Origin of the sequence: Algoriphagus confluentis (assembly GCF_036245625.1) — a bacterium.
Taxonomy (GTDB): Bacteria; Bacteroidota; Bacteroidia; order Cytophagales; family Cyclobacteriaceae; genus Algoriphagus; species Algoriphagus confluentis.
On record NZ_BTPD01000016.1, the window covers coordinates 83,554 to 101,991 of the forward strand.

The window sequence follows — 18,438 nt, forward strand, 5'->3', positions numbered from 1 at the left end:
TCACACAAAGTCCACATCCACACTGAAGGGATACTTCATCAAAAACTGAAGTGCTTCTTCAATCTGCAGATCCTCAAAAAGAACCCGATAAAGATTTTCGGTAATAGGGGCGCGAAGTCCAGCTGTCTTGATAAATGCATTGACAATCCGAATGGTATTGATTCCTTCCGCTACCTCTTCCATTGAGTTGAGGATTTGGGCTAGCGGCTCTCCTTTGGCTAAGCGATAACCGACAGTGAAATTTCGTGAATGAACAGAGTTGCAGGTAGTCACCAAATCTCCCACTCCGGCCAAGCCGATGACAGACTGCACGCTTCCGCCTAAAGCCTTGCTGAGATGCACCATTTCGACCATTCCCCTAGATATCAGCAAGCCTTTGGCATTTTCACCCAAACCCAAGCCAGCCAAGGCGCCAGCTGCAATGGCAATGATGTTTTTCAAAACTCCGCTGAGCTCCACTCCAATGATATCCGAATTCCCATACACCTGAAATCGCTCCGAACGGAGTAGCCTCTGCCCTTCCAGAATCACCTCATTGTAATGACTGGCAATCACTGTAGCGGCTGGGTGTCCCAAGATAAGCTCTGTGGAAATATTGGGTCCTGCAAGACAGCCTACCCGTACGGCTACAGTTTCCTGAAGAATGACCTCACTCATGGTCAGAATTTGTTCTCGCTTGAGTTTCTCGATTTTCTCCAGCGTTTGTCCCTCTTCAAGGTTCAAGGCCAACCCTTTAGTCCCATGAATAATCAGGTGATAGGGATAAAGGAAAGGGGCAAACTTACGGATCACTTCAAAGTAGGCTGCGGAAGGCACCATGAAAAACAAAATATTGCATCGCCGGCATAATTCCTCCGGATCAAAAGTCGCCAGAATATCCGGGTGGACTTTCCTTCCTGAGGTAGTGTGAGTCTCGTTGATCTCTCGCACCACTTCTTCCTTTCGGGCATACACGAGAACAGGATTTTTCTCCGCCAGCATATTGGCTACCGCTGTGCCGAAACTACCCATTCCGACTACTCCGATCATTTGGGTCTCAGAAGAGCTTTTCGAGGGCATATCCGTGAAGTCTATTGTGATAAAAATAAAGCAAACTCATGTCTTGAGTGACGATATCCCCTTCTTTATTGGTTAGAAGAGGCCTTTTGGCATGGTACATTCCTACGTTGTCCAAACCATGGGAAATGATCTCATCCATGGACCTGAACATATGAGGTGCCACCCCGATTTTTCCCTTTTCTTTCAGCTCCATGATATTCCCCAATACCAGCTGACAGGACTTTTTGAATTCTGAGTAAGGAAGGACGATATCTTCTTCCGGTAAGCGGATCAAGTCAAAAAGATCAAGCTTTTTATTTTGTGCTTTAATCATTTCAAAAGCCACAAATGCCACCAAATGAGAACTGAAAACCCGATTGATTTTATGAAACTCCTCCACAATCCGCTTGCCCAGCATATGGGTGTACTCTTCTTCCCTCTGATGATCCACTGTCACTTTTCCATCGGAAATGAAGTAATCCTGGGTGTGGATGATTCTTCCCCTTTTATCCAGGCTATTTCCATCCTGATCCACATAATTGCCCAAGACATCCATGGCTTTTCCAATGGAAACAGAAATATCCGAACCCTTGGTGAAGAACTTAACCAAGAACTTGGAGATTTTGTAGGATGTTGAAAACTCGTCGTTTTCCTTGTAATAGCGCTCCTGCCCCGTAATACTGAGGTAATCGCTGATCAGACTGGGAGCTTCTAGCACAAAATGGTAATTGATCGTGACCGGTACGATGAAGATCTTTCCGGATACATTGGAATGTCCGTTTTGATAATTCGTTCGTTGAGCTTCGAGGGCTGTGCTGAGTAGGCCAAGCTTGAGTTTGGATTCGATCATGCCACTTCTCGAACGAGTACCCCCGGGGAAAAACAGACTATGGCACCCAAACTGAATCGCTTCTTTGGAATAGGTCTTTAGCGTCTCCAGATAAAGAAGGTTTTTCTTTCTCCGATCTACCTTGTATGCTCCCAGCGCATTCATGAAGTAGGCAAAAATGGAAATATTAAACAGGTTAAGCCCCGCCCCATAGATAAATGGTGGCATCCCTAGCACAGAGATGATCCAGCCAATCAAAATCGAATCCAGGTTGGAAAAATGGGTAGGAACCATCACAATTGTTCCTTTGGTTGCCAAATCCCGTATTTGGTCTGTTTGTCCTGTAATTTGAATTTTATCCTGAAGGGAATATTGATTGCTGAAAATAGATCGAAAACCCTTGACCCGGGCAGCATTAAGCAACCGAGAAAAGCCAAAAGTGACCATTCTTCGGGTGAATTTGTAGTGGGAAGCTTTAAAATTTGAGGCTATTTCATTGGAGTATCTGGAAGTGATCTTGTGGAGTACTCCCTTGTACGCATCCATTTTGGCTGTTTTGGACTTTTTGGATTCTGAATTGATTTGTAGAAGCGCTTGCTTTACCTCATTCCAAAAAGAATACTCATCATCCGGATCCACTGCCCATGGATTTTGTTTGATTCGGAGTTTTTCCCGGTAGAGTGTAGTTTCCAGTTCTTCCTTAAGAATCTCCGGATTTTTTCCAGTCAATTCCAAAACCCTCGACTCTGCCCTTTCAGCCACTCTCAGAACAAATTCTTTCCGCTCCCGTGCAAGTTTGACCACAGGCCATTCCGCCTGCTTGGGCAGTATAGGGTCGTAGCGATGTTTGATGTAGTTCTCCTCCAAAGGAAATGCTGGTTTAATGGGAAAGGCCTCAAAGATAAAGAAAAGGCTTTACCCAAACGAACCGTTAGGGTAAAGTGGATTTCTCAAACTCTGGAACGGATGAAAATACTAACCACAGCTGAGGTCAACAATCCCATGACCGCTGCAAAAATGGTGGACTGGAAGATGTAATTTCTCAAGGAAAAATAAGCCTTGGCGCCCTGTTCATCCAGATGTCCTTGTTGGATCGATAGGGCGATGACATTTGAGAAATAGTCTGGTGAGATGTAGGTGTGGGTGATATATTGACTCAAAGGAGTGAGTCCTACTACCACGAAAGTCACGAGAACCCCGGAGATCAAACCCTGGAAATAGGTCATTTTTCCATGGTAATCGTTTCTTTTCTTATCCAGAAGGGCCAAAACGTAGATTAAGATCGCTATAGGAGCATAAAACAGGGTATAAGTGGCATGTTTTTCCAAATGCAGATCATGCCAGCCGAGGCTTTTCTCCAAAATCATCCATATCAGTCCGGACAATATGAATAATAAACCCCATTTGATTTCAATTCGAACATTCTTCATGGTGTGGAGGGATTGGGCGGAATTAATCTCAACTGAAACAAAATACAAAAAATGCCTGAACGATTTGCCTTCCTCATTGTTAGATTTGCAGATGCCAACAAAACCCTTGTAGGAGCCGGAATCCGTGTTATTTTTACGGCACCTTTCCCCAATGAAACCAGACCTCAAACAAATCCAAGTCCCCATCGAAACCGAAATGGCTCAGTTTGAGCACAAGTTTAGGGACTTCATGAAAAGCAAGGTCAAGCTCCTCGACCACATCACCAACTACATCGTCAAGCGTAAAGGAAAGCAAATGCGCCCGATGTTTGTCTTTCTTACAGCCGGAGTTTGTGGAGAAATCAACGAATCCACGCATCGTGGGGCTGCTTTAATCGAACTGCTTCACACCGCTACTCTCGTCCACGATGATGTAGTGGATGATGCCAACTACCGAAGGGGATTTTTTTCGGTCAATGCGCTTTGGAAAAACAAAATTGCTGTTTTGGTCGGTGATTACCTCCTTTCCAGAGGCTTGCTCCTAAGTGTAGACAACGGAGATTTTCACCTTTTGCGAATCGTCTCCAATGCCGTCAAAGAAATGTCTGAGGGGGAACTTCTCCAAAGCTACAAAGCCCGCAAGCTCGACGTGAATGAGGAGGTTTATTATGAAATCATTCGGCAAAAAACAGCCAGCCTGATCGCTTCCTGCTGTTCGGTGGGTGCTTCCAGTGTGGGAAGTGATGAAATAGTAAGCGAAAAAATGAGGCTTTTTGGGGAAAAAGTCGGTATGGCTTTTCAGATCAAAGATGACCTTTTTGATTACGGTGAGGACGAAATCGGCAAACCAGTAGGGATCGATATCAAAGAGAAAAAAATGACTCTCCCGCTGATTTATGCTTTGAGAAATACGGATTGGTTAACCAAAAAGAAGATTATTTACTTGATCCGCAATCGCTCCGAAGACAAAAAAGCAGTCAATGAGGTGATTGATTTCGTGAAGAAGAGTGGTGGATTAGACTATGCTAAATCTAAAATGGATGCTTTTTACCAAGAAGCTCTTTCAATCTTAGAATCTTTTCCGGACTCCGAATACAAATCCTCCCTGTCGGCTTTGGTGAGCTATACCATCGAACGAAAAAAATAAAGCCAGAATTACTCTGGCTTTTTCAATTATTTCATTGGCTTCACAGTCTCAATTTTTCCATCCGGCAAATAGGTCAATTCGGCCATTTTTATATTTCTCAGCGGCGTCTTACCTGATAGCTGGGTATCGTGATAAAATAAGTACCATTTCCCCTGAAACTCCACAATCGAATGGTGATTGGTCCAGCCTTCTACCGGATCGAGTACATTGCCCTGATAGGTAAACGGTCCATAAGGACTCTCTCCAATTGCATAAGCGATAAAGTGCGTATCCCCTGTGGAGTAAGACAGATAATACTTCCCGTTATACTTGTGCATCCATGCCGCCTCAAAGAATCGGCGGGCATTATCTCCGGCTTTGATGGGTTCCCCACTTTCATCCAAAATCAACATTTCTTTAGGTTTTTCTGCCAAGTCGGTCATCGAGTCCCCAAGCTTCGCGATGTAGGGCATCAGGGCTTTTTGATCCGGGGCAGGAAGTCCTTCTGTAGGGCCATTTCTCCCTTCAACCAACTTTTGATCCTCGTACCATTGCAGCTGACCACCCCAGATTCCACCCCAAAGGAGGTAATAATCATCTCCGTCCTGAAATGCTGTCGGGTCCATACTGAAAGTTCCATCGATGGGTTCAGGTTCGGCCTTGAAAGGCCCTTCAGGCTGATCTGAAACAGCTACTCCGATTTTAAAAATATCCTGCTTGTCCTTGGCAGGGAAGTAGAGGTAATATTTCCCATCTTTTTCGGCTGCATCCGGTGCCCATAGCTGACGACCGGCCCAAGGTACATCTTCCAGTTTTAAGGCTACACCATGGTCTGTGACTTTCCCTCCAGGTCTCTCCATGGAAAAGACATGGTAATCCTTCATGTCAAAATGCGACCCCATATCATCCTCCGCGACCTCGGTTTCGGTATCATGAGAAGGGTAAATGAAGATTTTTCCTTCAAAAACATGGGCTGAAGGGTCTGCGGTGTAGATATGCTCGACCAAAGGAGCATGAGAATATTTGGAAGCGGTGGAATCAGCTTCTACCGAATGAGTAGTTTCTTGAGGCTGAGAGCAGGCAAATCCAGCCAAAAGGATCAAGCTGAGGTAACGGTTTGATTGGTGCATGATTAGATTAGGTTTGAGTTAGGAGTTGAAAATAGTAAAGGAAGAATCGATTTCTAAATTTTCTTTCCAAACAAAATTAAGAAAAGAGACTGTACGTATTTTAGATAAAAATACACGTGTAACGAAGACTAAGCTAACTTTGACAATCGAAAAATGAGTGATTGAAAAGGCAAAAGAATTTGCTGGCAATTCCGGAAAAAGCCTTTCGGACCTGGTTGAGCGATATTTAGAAAAAGAGATTGCAGAAGCAGAATTGCAGCAAGCTAATATTCCTGAGGAGTTTAAAGGGTTTTTGGTTCGGTCAACCTACCTACTGAACTGAATGAAAAAGAGGCAATCCGGGAAATTTTAAGCCAAAAACACAAGGGATGAACCGTTACTTTTTGGACACCAATATCCTATTGGATTTTTTGGGAAATCGGCAGCCTTTTGGAAAATATGCTTTAGAAATTCTTAACAAATCCCGAATCAAAGAATGGGAACTTTGGACATCTGACAATTCGATTCTGACCAGCCTTAACATCATCTCAAAGGAAATCGGTGAAGCAGAAAGCAGAACCAAAATCAGTCGGCTCATCAATTTTTTGGAAATACAGCCAACTCAAAAAGCACCTATTCAACAAGCCTTAGATTCAAATATTAAAGACTTGGAAGATGGAGTACAGCATTTTTGCGCTTACAGTATTCCGGGACTCGAAGGAATCATCACACGCAACAAGAAAGATTTCAAGACGAATCAAATCCCGGTTTTTGAGCCTTGGGAGGTGGTTTAGACGGATTATTCCCAATTTCAAGACAAGAAATCAAGAATAAAATTATCTTTGATAGCATCAAATGATACTATCAATGAAGCCTCCTTATGATATTACTCCAGGGATTTTGAAATGGATCAGCTCCATTTCGGAGAAAATCGGCGAGGCAAATGCACTTTTCCTAAGCAAACCTTCTCCCCAACTTCGAAAGCAAAACCAAATCAAGACCATTCATTCCTCGCTTCAAATCGAAGGAAATACCTTAAGCGAGGATCAGATTACAGCACTTTTGGAAGACAAGCGGGTGATTGGGCCGCAAAAAGATATTTTGGAAGTGCTCAATGCAGTTTCTCTTTATGAAAATTTGGATTCCCTGAAATCTACTTCGGAAAAATCCTTCCTTTCTGCTCATTCCGCTTTAATGAAAGGATTGATTGAAAATCCCGGAAACTATCGAACTCGAGGTGTGGGGGTGGTCAAGGGTTCGCAAGTGGAACATCTAGCACCTCCTGCTGGTAATGTTCCTGGTTTGATGAAAGATCTTTTTAAATACCTAAAGGATGACCAAGAACTTGTGCTGATAAAAAGCTGTGTTTTTCATTATGAAATGGAATTCATTCATCCTTTTTTGGATGGAAACGGGCGGATGGGAAGGCTTTGGCAGACCGTAATTCTAAAGGAAAAGTATCCTGTATTCGAATCGCTGCCATTTGAAACATTGATCCACAAAACGCAATCGGAGTATTATGAGGCTCTCGCGCTGAGTGACAAAATGGGAAATTCCACGGCTTTTATTGAGTACATGCTGCGAATTCTCGATGCAGCATTGGAAGATTTGCTTCGCTTCAAAGGAAAAACCATCCCTCCGGAAGATCGAATGACTTACTTTTTATCTTTGGGAAAAAGCCCTTTCACCAGAAAAGATTTCATGGAAGTGTTTAAAACCATTTCCACTGCCACAGCAAGTAGGGATTTGAAGAAAGCGGTGGAGGAGGGAAAACTTAGAACTGAGGGGAGTGGGAATAGGACTCTTTACCTCATCAATCCAACCCCTCCAAAAACCCCTTAAATTCCCCAAAGCTGTTTCCCATAGGGATTACCTGCTTTTCACCTTGCAAAAAAGCAGCTAATCGCTCGGGTAAAATCAATTTTTCTCCCAAAGCAGCCTCGACCACATCCCGGAATTTGCCCGGATGGGCGGTCTCTAAAAAGACTCCGACATAACCTGGATTTTCTGACATAAAGTCCTTCAATCCCAAATACCCCACTGCCCCATGCGGATCGAGGGTATAGCCCAATGGCTGCACAGCTTGAATCGCCTCGATAGTCTGAGCGTCGGTGTAGAAATAGCCTTTGACATGTTCCCGAAACAGCTCCTCATCGCCTCCATACAGGGCCTGAAGCCTAGGGAAATTGCTTGGATTGCCCACATCCATGGAATTGGAAACGGTAGGAACCGAGGGCTTTGCTTGGAAGGGTGAGCCATGCAAATACTCGGGAACTATTTTGTTTACATTGGTTGCTGCAACGAAGCGGTCGATCGGTAAGCCCATCTGCTGCGCCAAAATCCCCGCTCCGATATTTCCAAAATTCCCGCTGGGAACTGCGAAAACGACCTTTTTTCCTCCTTTTGGCAATCGGGAATAGGCATAGAAGTAGTACAGACACTGTGGAATCCAACGGGCAATATTGATCGAATTGGCAGAGGTCAAGAGCAGCTTTTGGTTTAGCTCATGATCCAAAAAGGCCTTCTTCACCAAGGTTTGGCAGTCGTCAAAAACCCCCGCCACCTCCAATGCGGTGATATTTTGTCCCAAGGTCGTAAACTGTTGTTCTTGAAGTTTACTGACTTTTCCCTTCGGAAAAAGAATGATCACTTCCACGCCTGGAACGCCCAAAAAACCATTGGCTACGGCGCTTCCGGTATCTCCTGAGGTAGCAACCAAGACCCGGACTTTTTGGCTTTGCTCCCCTACCAGCATGCTCATCAGCTTGGAGCAAAATCTTGCCCCGAAGTCTTTGAACGCCAAAGTCGGTCCATGAAATAGCTCCAAACTATACACATCCTCCTCCACTTTGACAATCGGAGCATCGAAAGTCAGCGTATGATCCACGAGTTCATGAATCTGCTTTTCACTCAAATCTTCTGAAAACAAAGCTCCAATCACGGAATAGCCGATTTCCCGGAAGCTCATTTCGGACATCTTGTCGATGAGTTCTTTTGGCAAAACAGGAATCCGTTCAGGCATGTAGAGGCCATTGTCCGGTGCTAGTCCTTTGATGACCGCATCGGAAAGGGAAACTTTATGATTGGGATTGTTGGTGCTGTAGTACTTCATGGCGTGGGTTATTCGAGGACAAAAGCCCCTTGGGTATTAATCGCAGAGTGATAGGCATCCACACCGAGACCGATGGAATCATACACCTGCTGTGCTGCGTCAATGATGGATTGGACGGTTTGTTCTCCTTTGGAAAGGGCGAAGAGTGTCGGGCCAGAACCCGAAATTCCCATCCCAAGTGCTCCGGCAGCTTTGACGGCCTCTTTTACTTCGTAAAAACCTGGAATCAAAGTAGCCCGATAAGGCTCCGCAATAACATCTCGAAGGGAACGACCAATTAACTCAAAATCTTCCTGAAACAGCCCAGCGACCAATCCAGCCACATTTCCTGACTGAATCGTGGAATGCTTCAAAGAAACATTATCCCGCAAAACCGACCTGGAATCGGAGGTCTTCAACTCAAAATGCGGGTGCAAAAGCGTACAATGCAAACCATCCGGCACATGAAGCTTGATCACATCCAGCGGATGGTAATCGCGAATCAATACAAATCCACCGAGCAAACTCGGAGCTACATTGTCCGCGTGTCCGGCACCGCAAGCTACTTTCTCAGCCACCATGGCAAAAGGCAGCAATTGCTTTTTCTCAAATGGATTTCCTAATAATCGATTGGCAGCGACTAAAGCTGCCACTGCGCTAGCTGCACTTGAGCCCATGCCGGAACCTAGTGGAAGTCCCTTTTCAAGGTAAATTTCCATTCCAACCTCCTGACCTAACTCGTCGAGCATGGCCTGTATGGCTACCGCGCAAGTATTTTTCTCGGCCTCAAAAGGCAATCTGCCTCCATCACCCGTAATAGAAACAACCCGAAGCCCTGGTTCATTCCTTTCTCTCACCTCTACCACATCGCCCATCGCATCAATCGCAAATCCGAGAATATCGAATCCGCAAGACACGTTGGCGACTGTGGCTGGCGCAAAAGCTCTAACTGACTTCATTACTCTCGGGTATAGTTACCGATTCGAATCACGTCAGCAAACACACCCGCAGCAGTCACATCTGCTCCCGCACCCGGACCTCTGATGATCATCGGACGATCATGATATCGATCCGTGGTCAACAAGATCATGTTGTCACTTCCCTTCAAACTGGAGAAAGGATGTGATTCCGGTAAAGATTTCAAGCCAACTTTGGCTTTGCCATCTTCAAGCGTCGCCATGAACCGCAATTTTTCACCTTTGGCTTTTGCATCAGCCAATAATTTGGCAAAGTCAGCATCGTGACCTTTTAGCTTGTCAAAAAACTCATCCACCGTCTTGGCGTGCTGACAGTCGGAAGGCACCATACTTTGAATGGATATATCGTCGAATTCCAATTCCTGCTCAGCCTCTCGACCAAGGATAAGAATTTTTCTGGCCACGTCCATTCCACTCAAGTCATCCCGAGGATCAGGTTCGGTGTAGCCTTTTTCCTTGGCGATTTTCACTACTTCGGAGAAAGGCGCTCCGTTTTCAAGTTCGGAGAAGATAAAATTCATCGAGCCGCTAAGTACCGCCTCAATGCGGATCACTTTGTCTCCGGAAAGCATCAAATCCTGCAGGGTATTGATGACCGGAAGGCCTGCAGCCACGTTGGTTTCGTAGAGAAATTTGACTCCACGACGCTTGGCGATCCGCTTGAGGGCCCGGTAGTTGTCCATGGAAGAGGAATTCGCCTTCTTATTTGGCGTTACGATGGCCACTTTAGCTTCCAAAATCCGCGCATAGGTATCCGCTACATCCTGACTTGCAGTACAATCGACAAACACTGAATTGGAGAAGTTCATCTCTTCCATCTGAGTGATAAACTTGTCCAAATCCATGGGTTGATCAGATTCACTCAGTTCGTGGGGATGCTTTAGATCAAATCCGTCTTCGTGGAAAGCCATGTATCGGCTATTCGCCAAGCCATGAATCTGTACGTCAAGTTCATTATCCTTCAAAAGCTTGTGTTGCTGATGAGCGATCATTTTCATCAAAGCCTTTCCGATCAAGCCTGTCCCCACTAAAAATACGTGAAGAACCTTGTTTTCAGAAAGGAAAAAGGCCTCGTGGAGGGCGTTGAGTGCTTTTTGCAAATCAGGCTGAGGAATCACCGCAGAGATATTCAACTCCGAACTTCCCTGGGCAATAGCTGCGACGTTGATATTGTTTTGCCCCAAAGCACGGAACATCCGGCCTGAAGCACCCGGATTTTGTTTCATGTTTTCTCCCACCACGGCGACGGTTGCCAAACCGTGAAGAAGGGAAACCTGATCCATTTCCCCGGATTTGATTTCGTAGAAAAACTCCTTCTCGATCGCTTCCTTCGCCAAGTAAGACTCCTGAGTTTTGATCGCTAGGCAAATGCTGTGTTCAGAAGAAGCCTGAGAAATCAACACGATATTGACTTTGGCATCGGCCAAAGCTTTGAATACCCGACTGACCGTAGCTCCCCCCTCAATCAATCCCGCACCCTGTACGGTCACAATGGAAATGTTGGACATGGAGCTGATTCCTTTGATCAGCGCGCCGTGACTCACATCGCCATTGATCAGGGTTCCTGGATTTTCCGGCTCAAAGGTGTTTTTGATGTAGATCGGGATGTTTTTCTTCATCGCAGGCTGCATGGTCGCCGGGAAGATCACTTTGGCACCAAAGTGCGAAAGCTCCATCGCCTCATTGTAGCTCAGCTGGGGAATGGTAAATGCAGTATAAACCAACTTCGGATCGGAAGTCAAAACACCCGAGACGTCAGTCCAGATTTCCAAATCCTCAGCATCCAAAGCCCCGGCAAAAATGGCCGCTGTGTAATCCGACCCTGATCTGCCCAAGGTGGTAGTTTCCCCTTTGGCAGTAGAGGCAATAAAACCAGTGATGATTTTTACCCCGGGGTTTTCAGAAAAATACTCCCTGATCAACTGATTGGTTTGCTCATAATCTACTCGGGCCTGTCCAAACCGGTCATTGGTCCGAATTACATCCCGAGCATCGACAAATTGGGTTTTGATGCCTTTACCAGCCATAGCTTCTGCCAGGATAAAGGCAGAAAGGCGCTCTCCAAAGCTGGCTACATAGTCCAGTGTTCGAGCTGAATTTTCTTTGATCAGGAATATCCCATGAAAAAGGTCCTCCAATTCTTTGAAGCGAACTTTGACATAGGTCATCACGGTAGACTGATTCTGTACTGCAATAAGCTGTCGGACAATATCAAGATGCTTTTCCTCCAGGGTCTGCAGCATATCCCAATAGGCCTGATCTCCTTCTCTCGCCAGTCGGGCAATAGTCAAAAGGGTTTCCGTCACTCCACCGAAGGCAGAAAAAACAACGGCTATTTCATGCTGCTTGAGCTTGTTTTGCAGGATGGCAAAGACTTTTTGGATGTTTTCAGGATTGGCTACGGAAGAACCTCCAAACTTGATGATTTTCATAGGAAAAGGGATTGCTGGAAATTTAAATCTGGCCTAAAAATGGCCTTGGGGGCGGGTATTCAAAGATCATAACGGGTCACCCCGTAATCATCATGGTCATCGTTCCGGTATTGGTAATAAAAAAGGCAGCGGCCTTTTCGGAATGACCGAATGGGCAAAAAAACGAAGAGTGTGAAGCTGCAAATACCATAAATCGGTGGATTGACTTGACAAGTCTACAGCGAAAAAACGGTTTAGCCAAAAGAATCGAAAAACAAAGTCGATTTTTCTGCATTTTTTACAGAAAATCCCCATAAAAAGTAATCATTTTATAAAACAGGAATAGAATCTTAGCCCAAAAGGCAAATGAGAGTTCAGAAAATTTTTCCTAATTTTTGATGAAACCAAAATCAGGAAACCATGAAATCAATCCGAGTTTTTATTCTCGCAATTTTAATCCTATCCTTTGGAGGATGCAGCAGCAGCAGTTCCTTGAATCCACTGAGCCTGCTGACAGGGAATTCTTGGGCACTAAACACCCTTTTGGGACAAGGCCTTGACCTTAGTAAATTTTCTCAAGGGATCCCCAGCCTTAGCTTTCTGGAAGGAGGAAGATTAGCTGGCTTTGCCGGCTGCAATAACTTTTCCGGAGGTTTTTCACTCGAAGGAACAGGTCTCAAACTTGATCCCGGAGCCATGACCAAAAAAGCCTGCCCTGGGACTGGAGAAGATGAGTTTATGGCGGCCCTGAGTCAGGTCAAAAACTTCAAAGTAGGCAAAGACCAATTGACCTTGCTCGATGGAGCCAAGGAATTGATGAGCTTCGTACCAAAAGAAGATTAAAAAGAATCAGAATAACTCTTCGATCCGTTGTGTTTTCCCTCTAAAATCCACCGGATCGGATTTTTTCTTTCCGATCAATAAAGATCCCAAAGGGGAATTCTTACTCATCAAAAACACACTGATTCCCTCTGTATTGATTTTGCCCACACTGACCGCTATCAAAAACCAATCGGTGCCCAACTTGACCAAAGCACCTTCTTGAACAATGATAGGCGTGTCTTTGATAGAAAAGAGGCGATAAAGTTCCTCGAGATCGTTTTTGTTTTGCTGGATTTGCTTTTCCAGAGAGTTCAGGTCTTGGGTGATCATCTCTCTGCTGGTCTCGTATTTGTCCCCGGCACTGTTTTTTTCCTCTTCGAGAATGCTTTCAATGATTTTTACCCGCTCCTCAGAAAGTAATTCACTCTTGGTCTTCAGGGAGACGATAGCAGCCTGATAAACCTTCATTTTCAATTCATTCATACAATCAATCGCAATTCTCCTTGCGACGGGTGTCTATGATGTACACAATTTTCCAACCTTCGGCTTTTTTGACCAGCTGAAAGGAATTGACCCCGCAATGGCTAAAATTCCCATTGACATAAAATTTATAGGGGGTCCAAGCAGAGGCCATGGTTCCATCTACCTTAATCTGATAATCTAGGATTTGTTCGTCCAAAGTGGTGGTTTCCGGGGTAGTGGCAATTCTTTTCACAAAATCAGCCACTCCATTACTTCCCACTTCACTGCCCTCAGGCTTGGAGATCACGGTCTGCATCAAGGCATCCTCAGAGAAGGCCATTGCTACTTGGTCAGCATTTTTGGACTTCATTCCCTCAAACAGACTTCGAATCACCTGCTCTACCTGCTGCTCTTCTGTCTGAGAAAAGGATGCAAAATGTATCAGCAAAGCAAGAAGAAGGGTTAAGGTTATTTTTCTTTTCATTGGATTTAAACTCCTCCGTAAAGTTTGAATGTCATTTGGCGCAAAGATGGTGTATTTACCGCATAATGCATTGCCTCTGCGATGTCGGCGGGGTTCACCCATTTGGAAAAATCCGAATCTGGCATGGATTCCCGGTTGGCCGGAGTATCTATGATGCTGGGGACAAAAACGTGGGTCCGGATATCGGTACCTTTCACTTCTTCTGCAAGAATCTCTGAAAGGGAGATGACCAGTTTTTTGCTCAGGGCATAGGCCAAAGTTCCTTTGGCATCCGAGGGCTGCAAGGCGGGGCGGGCTCCTACAAAAAGAAAAGTCCCACTTTGCTGCTTTTTCATCAGGGGAAGAAATCCTTTGACCAAATTGAACGAGCTCATAAAGTTGAGATGAAACATATCCAATAGGTCTTTTTGAGTGGTTTCTTCGATTGAGCCCATCGCAAATCCTCCTACGATCATCGCTACAGCATCCAATTCTCCATACTGCATCTGATATTCTTTGACAAATTCGCCAACGGAGCTTTCATCTGTCACATCTACCTCGTAGGTATCGTCGGATTCCTCGGATTCTTCTCCACTGTCGGGTCTAAGCAATCCAATCACCTGGTATCCTTCTCTTTTAAATTTCTCGACTACTGCAGACCCCAATGATCCGCCCGCTCCGGTCACAAGTATATTTCTCATTTATCAATCAATCAGTTCTATATTTGCTAAAAATAGCCTTTATTTTTCTTTTGACGCATGAATAAACTCAAATCCACTATACGGATTCGCGAAAATACCCGAAGAAGAAACTTTGCCATCAAGCTGATTCTTTTGATTATTTTTGAGATTCTATATGAGTCTGAGCGTCCCTTGGCCCCCTTTTTTGAGCAATTTGTTATCCTAGGGCACGTTTTCCGGGCAGTGATTTTCCTGTTGAGCTCCAATCTCATTATCTCTTTGGGCCGATTTATAACCCTTAGCCTTTACCTCCGACACCGGGAAGATGCCAAGGTTCAGCCCAACTTCGTGGTGGGGATCGACCGGATTGCCACAATTTTGAATGTTCTGGCACTACTGATTTCTTTGATGTTGGCCTTTGGTATTCGTCCCTTGGAATTCCTCACCAGTATCACTATTGTAGCTGCGGCCATCGCTCTATTGACCAAGGACTACATCACCAATATCGTCAATGGTTTGATCATGATGTTTTCGGATCAGCTGGAGATAGGGGATAAAATTCAGGTAGGAAAACACACCGGATTCATTCGTGATATCACGCTGATCAATTTGGTTTTGAAAAATGACTCCGGAGAAATCGTCCTCATCCCTAATAGCATGGCTCTTTCTCTAGATGTGACCAACTATTCAAAAAACAATACCCATCAGGTCATTTTCGACTTCGAATTGTCCAACCAAAATGAATTGGATCTGAACTCCCTAGAAACCCAACTCAGCCAACCTCTCCAAGACCACACGGATTTGATCAACTCAGAGGGAGCACACCTGTATATTCTGGAGCGAAAATCAGAGACCCTACTTCTCCGCTTCCAGTTTCCCTTAAACTCCACCGCAAGATCAACTGAGTCCCAACTGATCAAAAAAATCGATCAAGCACTTCTTCACTGGAACCATGAGCGCAGACAAAACCAATTACTTTGATCTCGTCTATCAAGTCGTGAGGGAAATCCCAAGAGGGAGAGTGACCAGCTATGGTGCTATTGCCAATTACCTGGGTCTCAAGAGTGGAGCCAGAATGGTGGGGTATGCGATGAATGCAGCCCATACCCAACCCGACATCCCCGCCCAAAGAGTAGTCAACCGACAGGGATTATTGACAGGCAAACATCATTTTGGAAGTCCGACAAGAATGCAGGAGTTGTTGGAAGAAGACGGAGTCTCAGTTCAAAATGATCAAGTTCAGGATTTTGAGAAAATTTTTTGGGACCCGGAGAAGGAGTTGGGAATTTAGCTTTTCCCTCGGAAGAGGAACAGTCCTAAAAACATCAACGTCCCATTCAAGATCAAGGCTTCAAAGCCGAATTTGTACCCCCAGAGCCATTTCTCTGAATTGGAACTGATCACAAAAGTCAGTACTGGAGCTGCCACAGCAAGGTAAGGGACCCAGTTGTCCTGAACTTTCATTTTTGTAAACAAACCAAAACTGTAGAGGCCCAAAAGCGGCCCATAAGTGTAGCCTGCGATGATAAATACCGAATTGATGACACTTTGATCGTTGAGCCAATAGAAGGCAAGGACCAAAAGAAACATCAAGCCTGTAAAAGCGATGTGTACTTTTTTCCTGATTCCGACTCTTTTTTCTTTGGCATATTTTCTCTCGATTTGGAGAAAATCGATACAGAAAGAGGTAGTCAGTGCTGTTAATGTTGAATCTGCACTGGAATAGGCTGCGGCTGTGATTCCCAAAACAAAAACCACCCCAGCCAAGGCAGAAAATTCCTGAGTAGCAAGGAATGGAAAAAGCTCATCGGTTTTGGCGGGAATGGCAAGCCCCTTGGTTTCTGCATAGAGGTAAAGGAGAATTCCCAAGGAAAGGAATAGCAGATTGACCACTACTAGAATTAGGGTAAACCAAAACATGTTTTTCTGCGCATCACCTATGGTGCGGCAGGTTAGGTTTTTCTGCATCATGTCTTGGTCAAGCCCAGTCATTACGATGGTAATGAAAGCACCGGAAATAAACTGCTTAAAGAAATTGGTTCCAGCTTTCCAATCCCAGTTGAAAATAGCAGATCGCTTATCCTCAGATACCGCATTAAAGTAATCCCCGATGCTTTTCAATTCCAGATCATTGCCGATCATAACTATGGTAATGACCACAGCCAGCAGCATGAAAAGGGTCTGAAGGGTGTCAGTCCATACCACAGTTTTGATACCTCCTCTGTGAGTATAAAGCCAAATCAGGCCCACGGTAATCAAAACAGAGACCCAAAAAGGAATCCCCAATGCATCAAAAAGAATCAACTGAAGGACACTTGCCACCAAATACACTCTCAGAGAGGACCCCAAAGCTCTGGAAAGGATAAAGAAGAAAGCCCCGGTCTTATAAGACCAAAAGCCAAACCGATCCTCCAAATAGGAATAAATAGAAACCAGATTGAGACGATAATAAAGAGGAAGGAGAACTTTGGCAATTGTAAAGTACCCCAAGGTATATCCCAAAACAACCTGGAAATAATAGAAGTTAGTATTACCCACCTCCCCTGGTACAGATATAAAAGTCACCCCTGAAAGAGAGGCTCCAATCATCCCAAATGCCACCAAAAACCAGGGAGATTGCCTATCTCCAGTAAAAAAGGTATCCTCGGTAACATGGCGGGAGGTAAAGTACGAGATCAGAAAAAGGAGGAGAAAATAGGCCGAAATGACCCCTAAAACCAGTTGGTAATTCATAAAGCCAGGTATCTACCTCGCTAAGTTGTCTATTATTCTTAATTTTGCAAAATGAACAGATTTGGCAATCCACTACCTGAATTAGAAGAAGTCGACGTATTGCTCGAGGAGCTGTTGGAACAGGAAGAATCAGACTTGGTTGTATTCAATGACGACGTCAACACTTTTGACCACGTCACTCAAGTATTGATCAAAGTCTGCCAGCATACTCCGGAGCAGGCCGAGCAATGCACCTTGATCATTCACTACAAAGGAAAATGTGCAGTAAAAAAAGGCTCGAGAAAAGAGCTAAAACCCATGTGTGAGGCGATCCTTGATGCGGGAATACAGGCAGCTATTCTTTAATTATTCCATCCCTTGAACTTCCCCTCCAAACTTATCGAAGATGCGGTAACTGAGATTTCCAGGCTTCCTGGGATTGGAAAAAAAACCGCACTTAGGCTTGCCCTTCATTTGTTAAAGCAAAACGAAGCAGTGACAGAAGCTTTAGCCCTGGCCCTTTCCCGAATGAGGGAAGAGATAAAGTATTGTAAAACCTGCCACAACATTTCTGATCAGGAAGAGTGCAGTATTTGCCTGAGCCATCGTCGGGACAGAAGTATCATCTGTGTGGTGGAAGATATCAGGGACGTTTTAGCTATCGAGAATACCAATCAATATTCTGGTCTGTTTCATGTATTGGGTGGAGTGATATCTCCAATTCAAGGAATAGGACCTGATGACCTAAAGATCGAAAGCCTGACTAAAAGAGTGGAAGAAGGAGAGGTAAAAGAGGTGATTTTGGCCCTATCTGCCACTATGGAGGGAGACACCACTTCCTTTTATCTAAGTAAAAGACTCAAAGAATCAGGAGTAAAAGTCAGCACCATTGCCAGAGGAATTCCTGTAGGAGGAGAATTGGAATTTACAGACGAAGTCACTTTGGGAAGAAGCATACTCACTCGAATAAATTATTCTCAGGAATAAATAATTATTTGCAGGTATAAAAACCCGTTCTATATTTGCACCTCGAATTGGGGGATTAGCTCAGTTGGCTAGAGCGCTACACTGGCAGTGTAGAGGTCATCGGTTCGAATCCGTTATCCTCCACTAAGGCTTGATCAATATGCAAGCCTTTTTTATTTTCAGTCATGTACTTCGTTTACATCATTTTTAGCCCAAAAACCAATAAATTTTATATCGGGTCAACAGATTCCCCTGAATCAAGATTTAAGCATCATAATTCCGGTGCAACCCCTTCTACCAAGTCAGGCGCACCATTTTGGGAAATAAAATATTTGGAATACCT

At 44.6% G+C, this 18,438-nt stretch carries 21 protein-coding genes and 1 tRNA gene; 11 read left to right on the top strand and 11 right to left on the bottom strand.

Annotation, left to right across the window (positions count from 1 at the left end):
• The 3 genes from AAA943_RS19400 to AAA943_RS19410 all read right to left on the bottom strand — a co-directional run bounded on the left by AAA943_RS19400 (window position 1) and on the right by AAA943_RS19410 (window position 3,297).
• Window positions 1-1,059, bottom strand: a complete 1,059-nt coding sequence (locus AAA943_RS19400; RefSeq protein ID WP_338226021.1) for an NAD(P)H-dependent glycerol-3-phosphate dehydrogenase — start codon at window positions 1,057-1,059, stop codon at window positions 1-3.
• Complete coding sequence (locus AAA943_RS19405) at window positions 1,037-2,734, bottom strand: 1-acyl-sn-glycerol-3-phosphate acyltransferase (RefSeq protein WP_338226023.1); 1,698 nt, start codon at window positions 2,732-2,734, stop codon at window positions 1,037-1,039. Before AAA943_RS19405 ends, AAA943_RS19400 begins: the two co-directional genes overlap by 23 nt.
• 83 nt (window positions 2,735-2,817) lie before the next feature.
• A complete protein-coding gene (locus AAA943_RS19410; RefSeq protein ID WP_338226024.1) occupies window positions 2,818-3,297 on the bottom strand; it encodes a DUF4199 domain-containing protein in 480 nt (159 codons plus the stop codon).
• 151 nt (window positions 3,298-3,448) lie between these two features.
• On the opposite strand from AAA943_RS19410, the gene AAA943_RS19415 reads away from it, so the two are divergent.
• Window positions 3,449-4,423 (top strand): polyprenyl synthetase family protein, encoded by a 975-nt coding sequence (locus AAA943_RS19415; protein WP_338226026.1) that lies wholly within the window; start codon window positions 3,449-3,451, stop codon window positions 4,421-4,423.
• Between the two features lie 26 nt (window positions 4,424-4,449).
• Here AAA943_RS19415 and AAA943_RS19420 read toward each other — a convergent pair whose 3' ends face one another.
• Window positions 4,450-5,532 (bottom strand): glycoside hydrolase family 43 protein, encoded by a 1,083-nt coding sequence (locus tag AAA943_RS19420; protein ID WP_338226028.1) that lies wholly within the window; start codon window positions 5,530-5,532, stop codon window positions 4,450-4,452.
• Between the two features lie 157 nt (window positions 5,533-5,689).
• Between AAA943_RS19420 and AAA943_RS19425 the strand changes: the two genes are divergently transcribed.
• The 3 genes from AAA943_RS19425 (at window position 5,690) to AAA943_RS19435 (ending at window position 7,353) form a co-directional block, all read left to right on the top strand.
• Window positions 5,690-5,854 carry a DUF6364 family protein gene (locus AAA943_RS19425; protein ID WP_338226029.1) on the top strand — a complete coding sequence of 55 codons (165 nt, stop codon included), beginning with the start codon at window positions 5,690-5,692 and terminating at the stop codon, window positions 5,852-5,854.
• A gap of 46 nt (window positions 5,855-5,900) precedes the next feature.
• A complete protein-coding gene (locus tag AAA943_RS19430) occupies window positions 5,901-6,305 on the top strand; it encodes a type II toxin-antitoxin system VapC family toxin (RefSeq protein ID WP_338226030.1) in 405 nt (134 codons plus the stop codon).
• Window positions 6,306-6,378: 73 nt separating this feature from the next.
• Window positions 6,379-7,353, top strand: coding sequence for a Fic family protein (locus AAA943_RS19435; RefSeq protein ID WP_338226031.1), 975 nt, complete (start codon window positions 6,379-6,381; stop codon window positions 7,351-7,353).
• On the opposite strand, the gene thrC is transcribed toward AAA943_RS19435, so the two are convergent.
• The 3 genes from thrC to thrA are packed head-to-tail and all read right to left on the bottom strand — an operon-like array spanning window position 7,325 to window position 12,011.
• The gene (gene thrC / locus AAA943_RS19440; RefSeq protein ID WP_338226032.1) at window positions 7,325-8,623 is read right to left on the bottom strand and encodes a threonine synthase; all 1,299 of its coding nucleotides are present in this window, start codon (window positions 8,621-8,623) and stop codon (window positions 7,325-7,327) included. The two genes, AAA943_RS19435 and thrC, sit on opposite strands and share 29 nt — an antisense overlap.
• An 8-nt stretch (window positions 8,624-8,631) precedes the next feature.
• On the bottom strand, window positions 8,632-9,561 hold the full coding sequence (locus AAA943_RS19445) for a homoserine kinase (protein WP_338226033.1): 930 nt from the start codon (window positions 9,559-9,561) through the stop codon (window positions 8,632-8,634).
• Window positions 9,561-12,011: a bifunctional aspartate kinase/homoserine dehydrogenase I gene (thrA, locus tag AAA943_RS19450; protein ID WP_338226034.1), complete on the bottom strand. Its 2,451-nt coding sequence runs from the start codon at window positions 12,009-12,011 to the stop codon at window positions 9,561-9,563. Before thrA ends, AAA943_RS19445 begins: the two co-directional genes overlap by 1 nt.
• A 399-nt stretch (window positions 12,012-12,410) precedes the next feature.
• Between thrA and AAA943_RS19455 the strand changes: the two genes are divergently transcribed.
• Window positions 12,411-12,833: an META domain-containing protein gene (locus AAA943_RS19455; protein WP_338226035.1), complete on the top strand. Its 423-nt coding sequence runs from the start codon at window positions 12,411-12,413 to the stop codon at window positions 12,831-12,833.
• A 6-nt stretch (window positions 12,834-12,839) separates the two neighbouring features.
• Here AAA943_RS19455 and AAA943_RS19460 read toward each other — a convergent pair whose 3' ends face one another.
• From AAA943_RS19460 to AAA943_RS19470, 3 genes are read right to left on the bottom strand one after another with little or no spacing between them, the layout of a single operon-like run.
• Complete coding sequence (locus tag AAA943_RS19460) at window positions 12,840-13,295, bottom strand: hypothetical protein (RefSeq protein ID WP_338226036.1); 456 nt, start codon at window positions 13,293-13,295, stop codon at window positions 12,840-12,842.
• Between the two features lie 4 nt (window positions 13,296-13,299).
• On the bottom strand, window positions 13,300-13,758 hold the full coding sequence (locus AAA943_RS19465; RefSeq protein ID WP_338226037.1) for a nuclear transport factor 2 family protein: 459 nt from the start codon (window positions 13,756-13,758) through the stop codon (window positions 13,300-13,302).
• 5 nt (window positions 13,759-13,763) lie between these two features.
• Window positions 13,764-14,438: an SDR family NAD(P)-dependent oxidoreductase gene (locus tag AAA943_RS19470; protein WP_338226038.1), complete on the bottom strand. Its 675-nt coding sequence runs from the start codon at window positions 14,436-14,438 to the stop codon at window positions 13,764-13,766.
• A 57-nt stretch (window positions 14,439-14,495) separates the two neighbouring features.
• Between AAA943_RS19470 and AAA943_RS19475 the strand changes: the two genes are divergently transcribed.
• Both AAA943_RS19475 and AAA943_RS19480 read left to right on the top strand, forming a co-directional pair.
• Window positions 14,496-15,398 carry a mechanosensitive ion channel family protein gene (locus AAA943_RS19475; protein ID WP_338226039.1) on the top strand — a complete coding sequence of 301 codons (903 nt, stop codon included), beginning with the start codon at window positions 14,496-14,498 and terminating at the stop codon, window positions 15,396-15,398.
• Window positions 15,370-15,708: an MGMT family protein gene (locus AAA943_RS19480; protein ID WP_338226040.1), complete on the top strand. Its 339-nt coding sequence runs from the start codon at window positions 15,370-15,372 to the stop codon at window positions 15,706-15,708. The genes AAA943_RS19475 and AAA943_RS19480 overlap by 29 nt, the downstream gene beginning before the upstream one ends.
• Here the strand turns inward: AAA943_RS19480 and AAA943_RS19485 are convergent.
• Complete coding sequence (locus tag AAA943_RS19485) at window positions 15,705-17,150, bottom strand: sodium:solute symporter (RefSeq protein WP_338226041.1); 1,446 nt, start codon at window positions 17,148-17,150, stop codon at window positions 15,705-15,707. The genes AAA943_RS19480 and AAA943_RS19485 overlap by 4 nt on opposite strands.
• Window positions 17,151-17,201: 51 nt before the next feature.
• Here AAA943_RS19485 and AAA943_RS19490 point away from each other — a divergent pair, with 51 nt between their 5' ends.
• The 4 genes from AAA943_RS19490 to AAA943_RS19505 form a co-directional block, all read left to right on the top strand.
• Complete coding sequence (locus tag AAA943_RS19490) at window positions 17,202-17,495, top strand: ATP-dependent Clp protease adaptor ClpS (RefSeq protein WP_338226042.1); 294 nt, start codon at window positions 17,202-17,204, stop codon at window positions 17,493-17,495.
• A gap of 12 nt (window positions 17,496-17,507) precedes the next feature.
• A complete protein-coding gene (gene recR, locus AAA943_RS19495; RefSeq protein ID WP_338226043.1) occupies window positions 17,508-18,116 on the top strand; it encodes a recombination mediator RecR in 609 nt (202 codons plus the stop codon).
• A 49-nt stretch (window positions 18,117-18,165) separates the two neighbouring features.
• Window positions 18,166-18,239 (top strand) — tRNA-Ala (locus tag AAA943_RS19500).
• Window positions 18,240-18,280: 41 nt separating this feature from the next.
• A partial coding sequence (locus AAA943_RS19505) for a GIY-YIG nuclease family protein (RefSeq protein ID WP_338226048.1) occupies window positions 18,281-18,438 on the top strand: 158 nt, incomplete at its 3' end.

What these genes read in the sequence shown, in the direction of transcription:
- AAA943_RS19400 (WP_338226021.1), bottom strand. Translation starts at nt 1,059, where the DNA reads ATGCCCTCGAAAAGCTCTTCTGAGACCCAAATGATCGGAGTAGTCGGA.
- AAA943_RS19410 (WP_338226024.1), bottom strand. Translation starts at nt 3,297, where the DNA reads ATGAAGAATGTTCGAATTGAAATCAAATGGGGTTTATTATTCATATTG.
- AAA943_RS19415 (WP_338226026.1), top strand. Translation starts at nt 3,449, where the DNA reads ATGAAACCAGACCTCAAACAAATCCAAGTCCCCATCGAAACCGAAATG.
- AAA943_RS19420 (WP_338226028.1), bottom strand. Translation starts at nt 5,532, where the DNA reads ATGCACCAATCAAACCGTTACCTCAGCTTGATCCTTTTGGCTGGATTT.
- AAA943_RS19430 (WP_338226030.1), top strand. Translation starts at nt 5,901, where the DNA reads ATGAACCGTTACTTTTTGGACACCAATATCCTATTGGATTTTTTGGGA.
- AAA943_RS19435 (WP_338226031.1), top strand. Translation starts at nt 6,379, where the DNA reads ATGAAGCCTCCTTATGATATTACTCCAGGGATTTTGAAATGGATCAGC.
- thrC (WP_338226032.1), bottom strand. Translation starts at nt 8,623, where the DNA reads ATGAAGTACTACAGCACCAACAATCCCAATCATAAAGTTTCCCTTTCC.
- AAA943_RS19445 (WP_338226033.1), bottom strand. Translation starts at nt 9,561, where the DNA reads ATGAAGTCAGTTAGAGCTTTTGCGCCAGCCACAGTCGCCAACGTGTCT.
- thrA (WP_338226034.1), bottom strand. Translation starts at nt 12,011, where the DNA reads ATGAAAATCATCAAGTTTGGAGGTTCTTCCGTAGCCAATCCTGAAAAC.
- AAA943_RS19455 (WP_338226035.1), top strand. Translation starts at nt 12,411, where the DNA reads ATGAAATCAATCCGAGTTTTTATTCTCGCAATTTTAATCCTATCCTTT.
- AAA943_RS19460 (WP_338226036.1), bottom strand. Translation starts at nt 13,295, where the DNA reads ATGAATGAATTGAAAATGAAGGTTTATCAGGCTGCTATCGTCTCCCTG.
- AAA943_RS19465 (WP_338226037.1), bottom strand. Translation starts at nt 13,758, where the DNA reads ATGAAAAGAAAAATAACCTTAACCCTTCTTCTTGCTTTGCTGATACAT.
- AAA943_RS19470 (WP_338226038.1), bottom strand. Translation starts at nt 14,438, where the DNA reads ATGAGAAATATACTTGTGACCGGAGCGGGCGGATCATTGGGGTCTGCA.
- AAA943_RS19475 (WP_338226039.1), top strand. Translation starts at nt 14,496, where the DNA reads ATGAATAAACTCAAATCCACTATACGGATTCGCGAAAATACCCGAAGA.
- AAA943_RS19480 (WP_338226040.1), top strand. Translation starts at nt 15,370, where the DNA reads ATGAGCGCAGACAAAACCAATTACTTTGATCTCGTCTATCAAGTCGTG.
- AAA943_RS19485 (WP_338226041.1), bottom strand. Translation starts at nt 17,150, where the DNA reads ATGAATTACCAACTGGTTTTAGGGGTCATTTCGGCCTATTTTCTCCTC.
- AAA943_RS19490 (WP_338226042.1), top strand. Translation starts at nt 17,202, where the DNA reads ATGAACAGATTTGGCAATCCACTACCTGAATTAGAAGAAGTCGACGTA.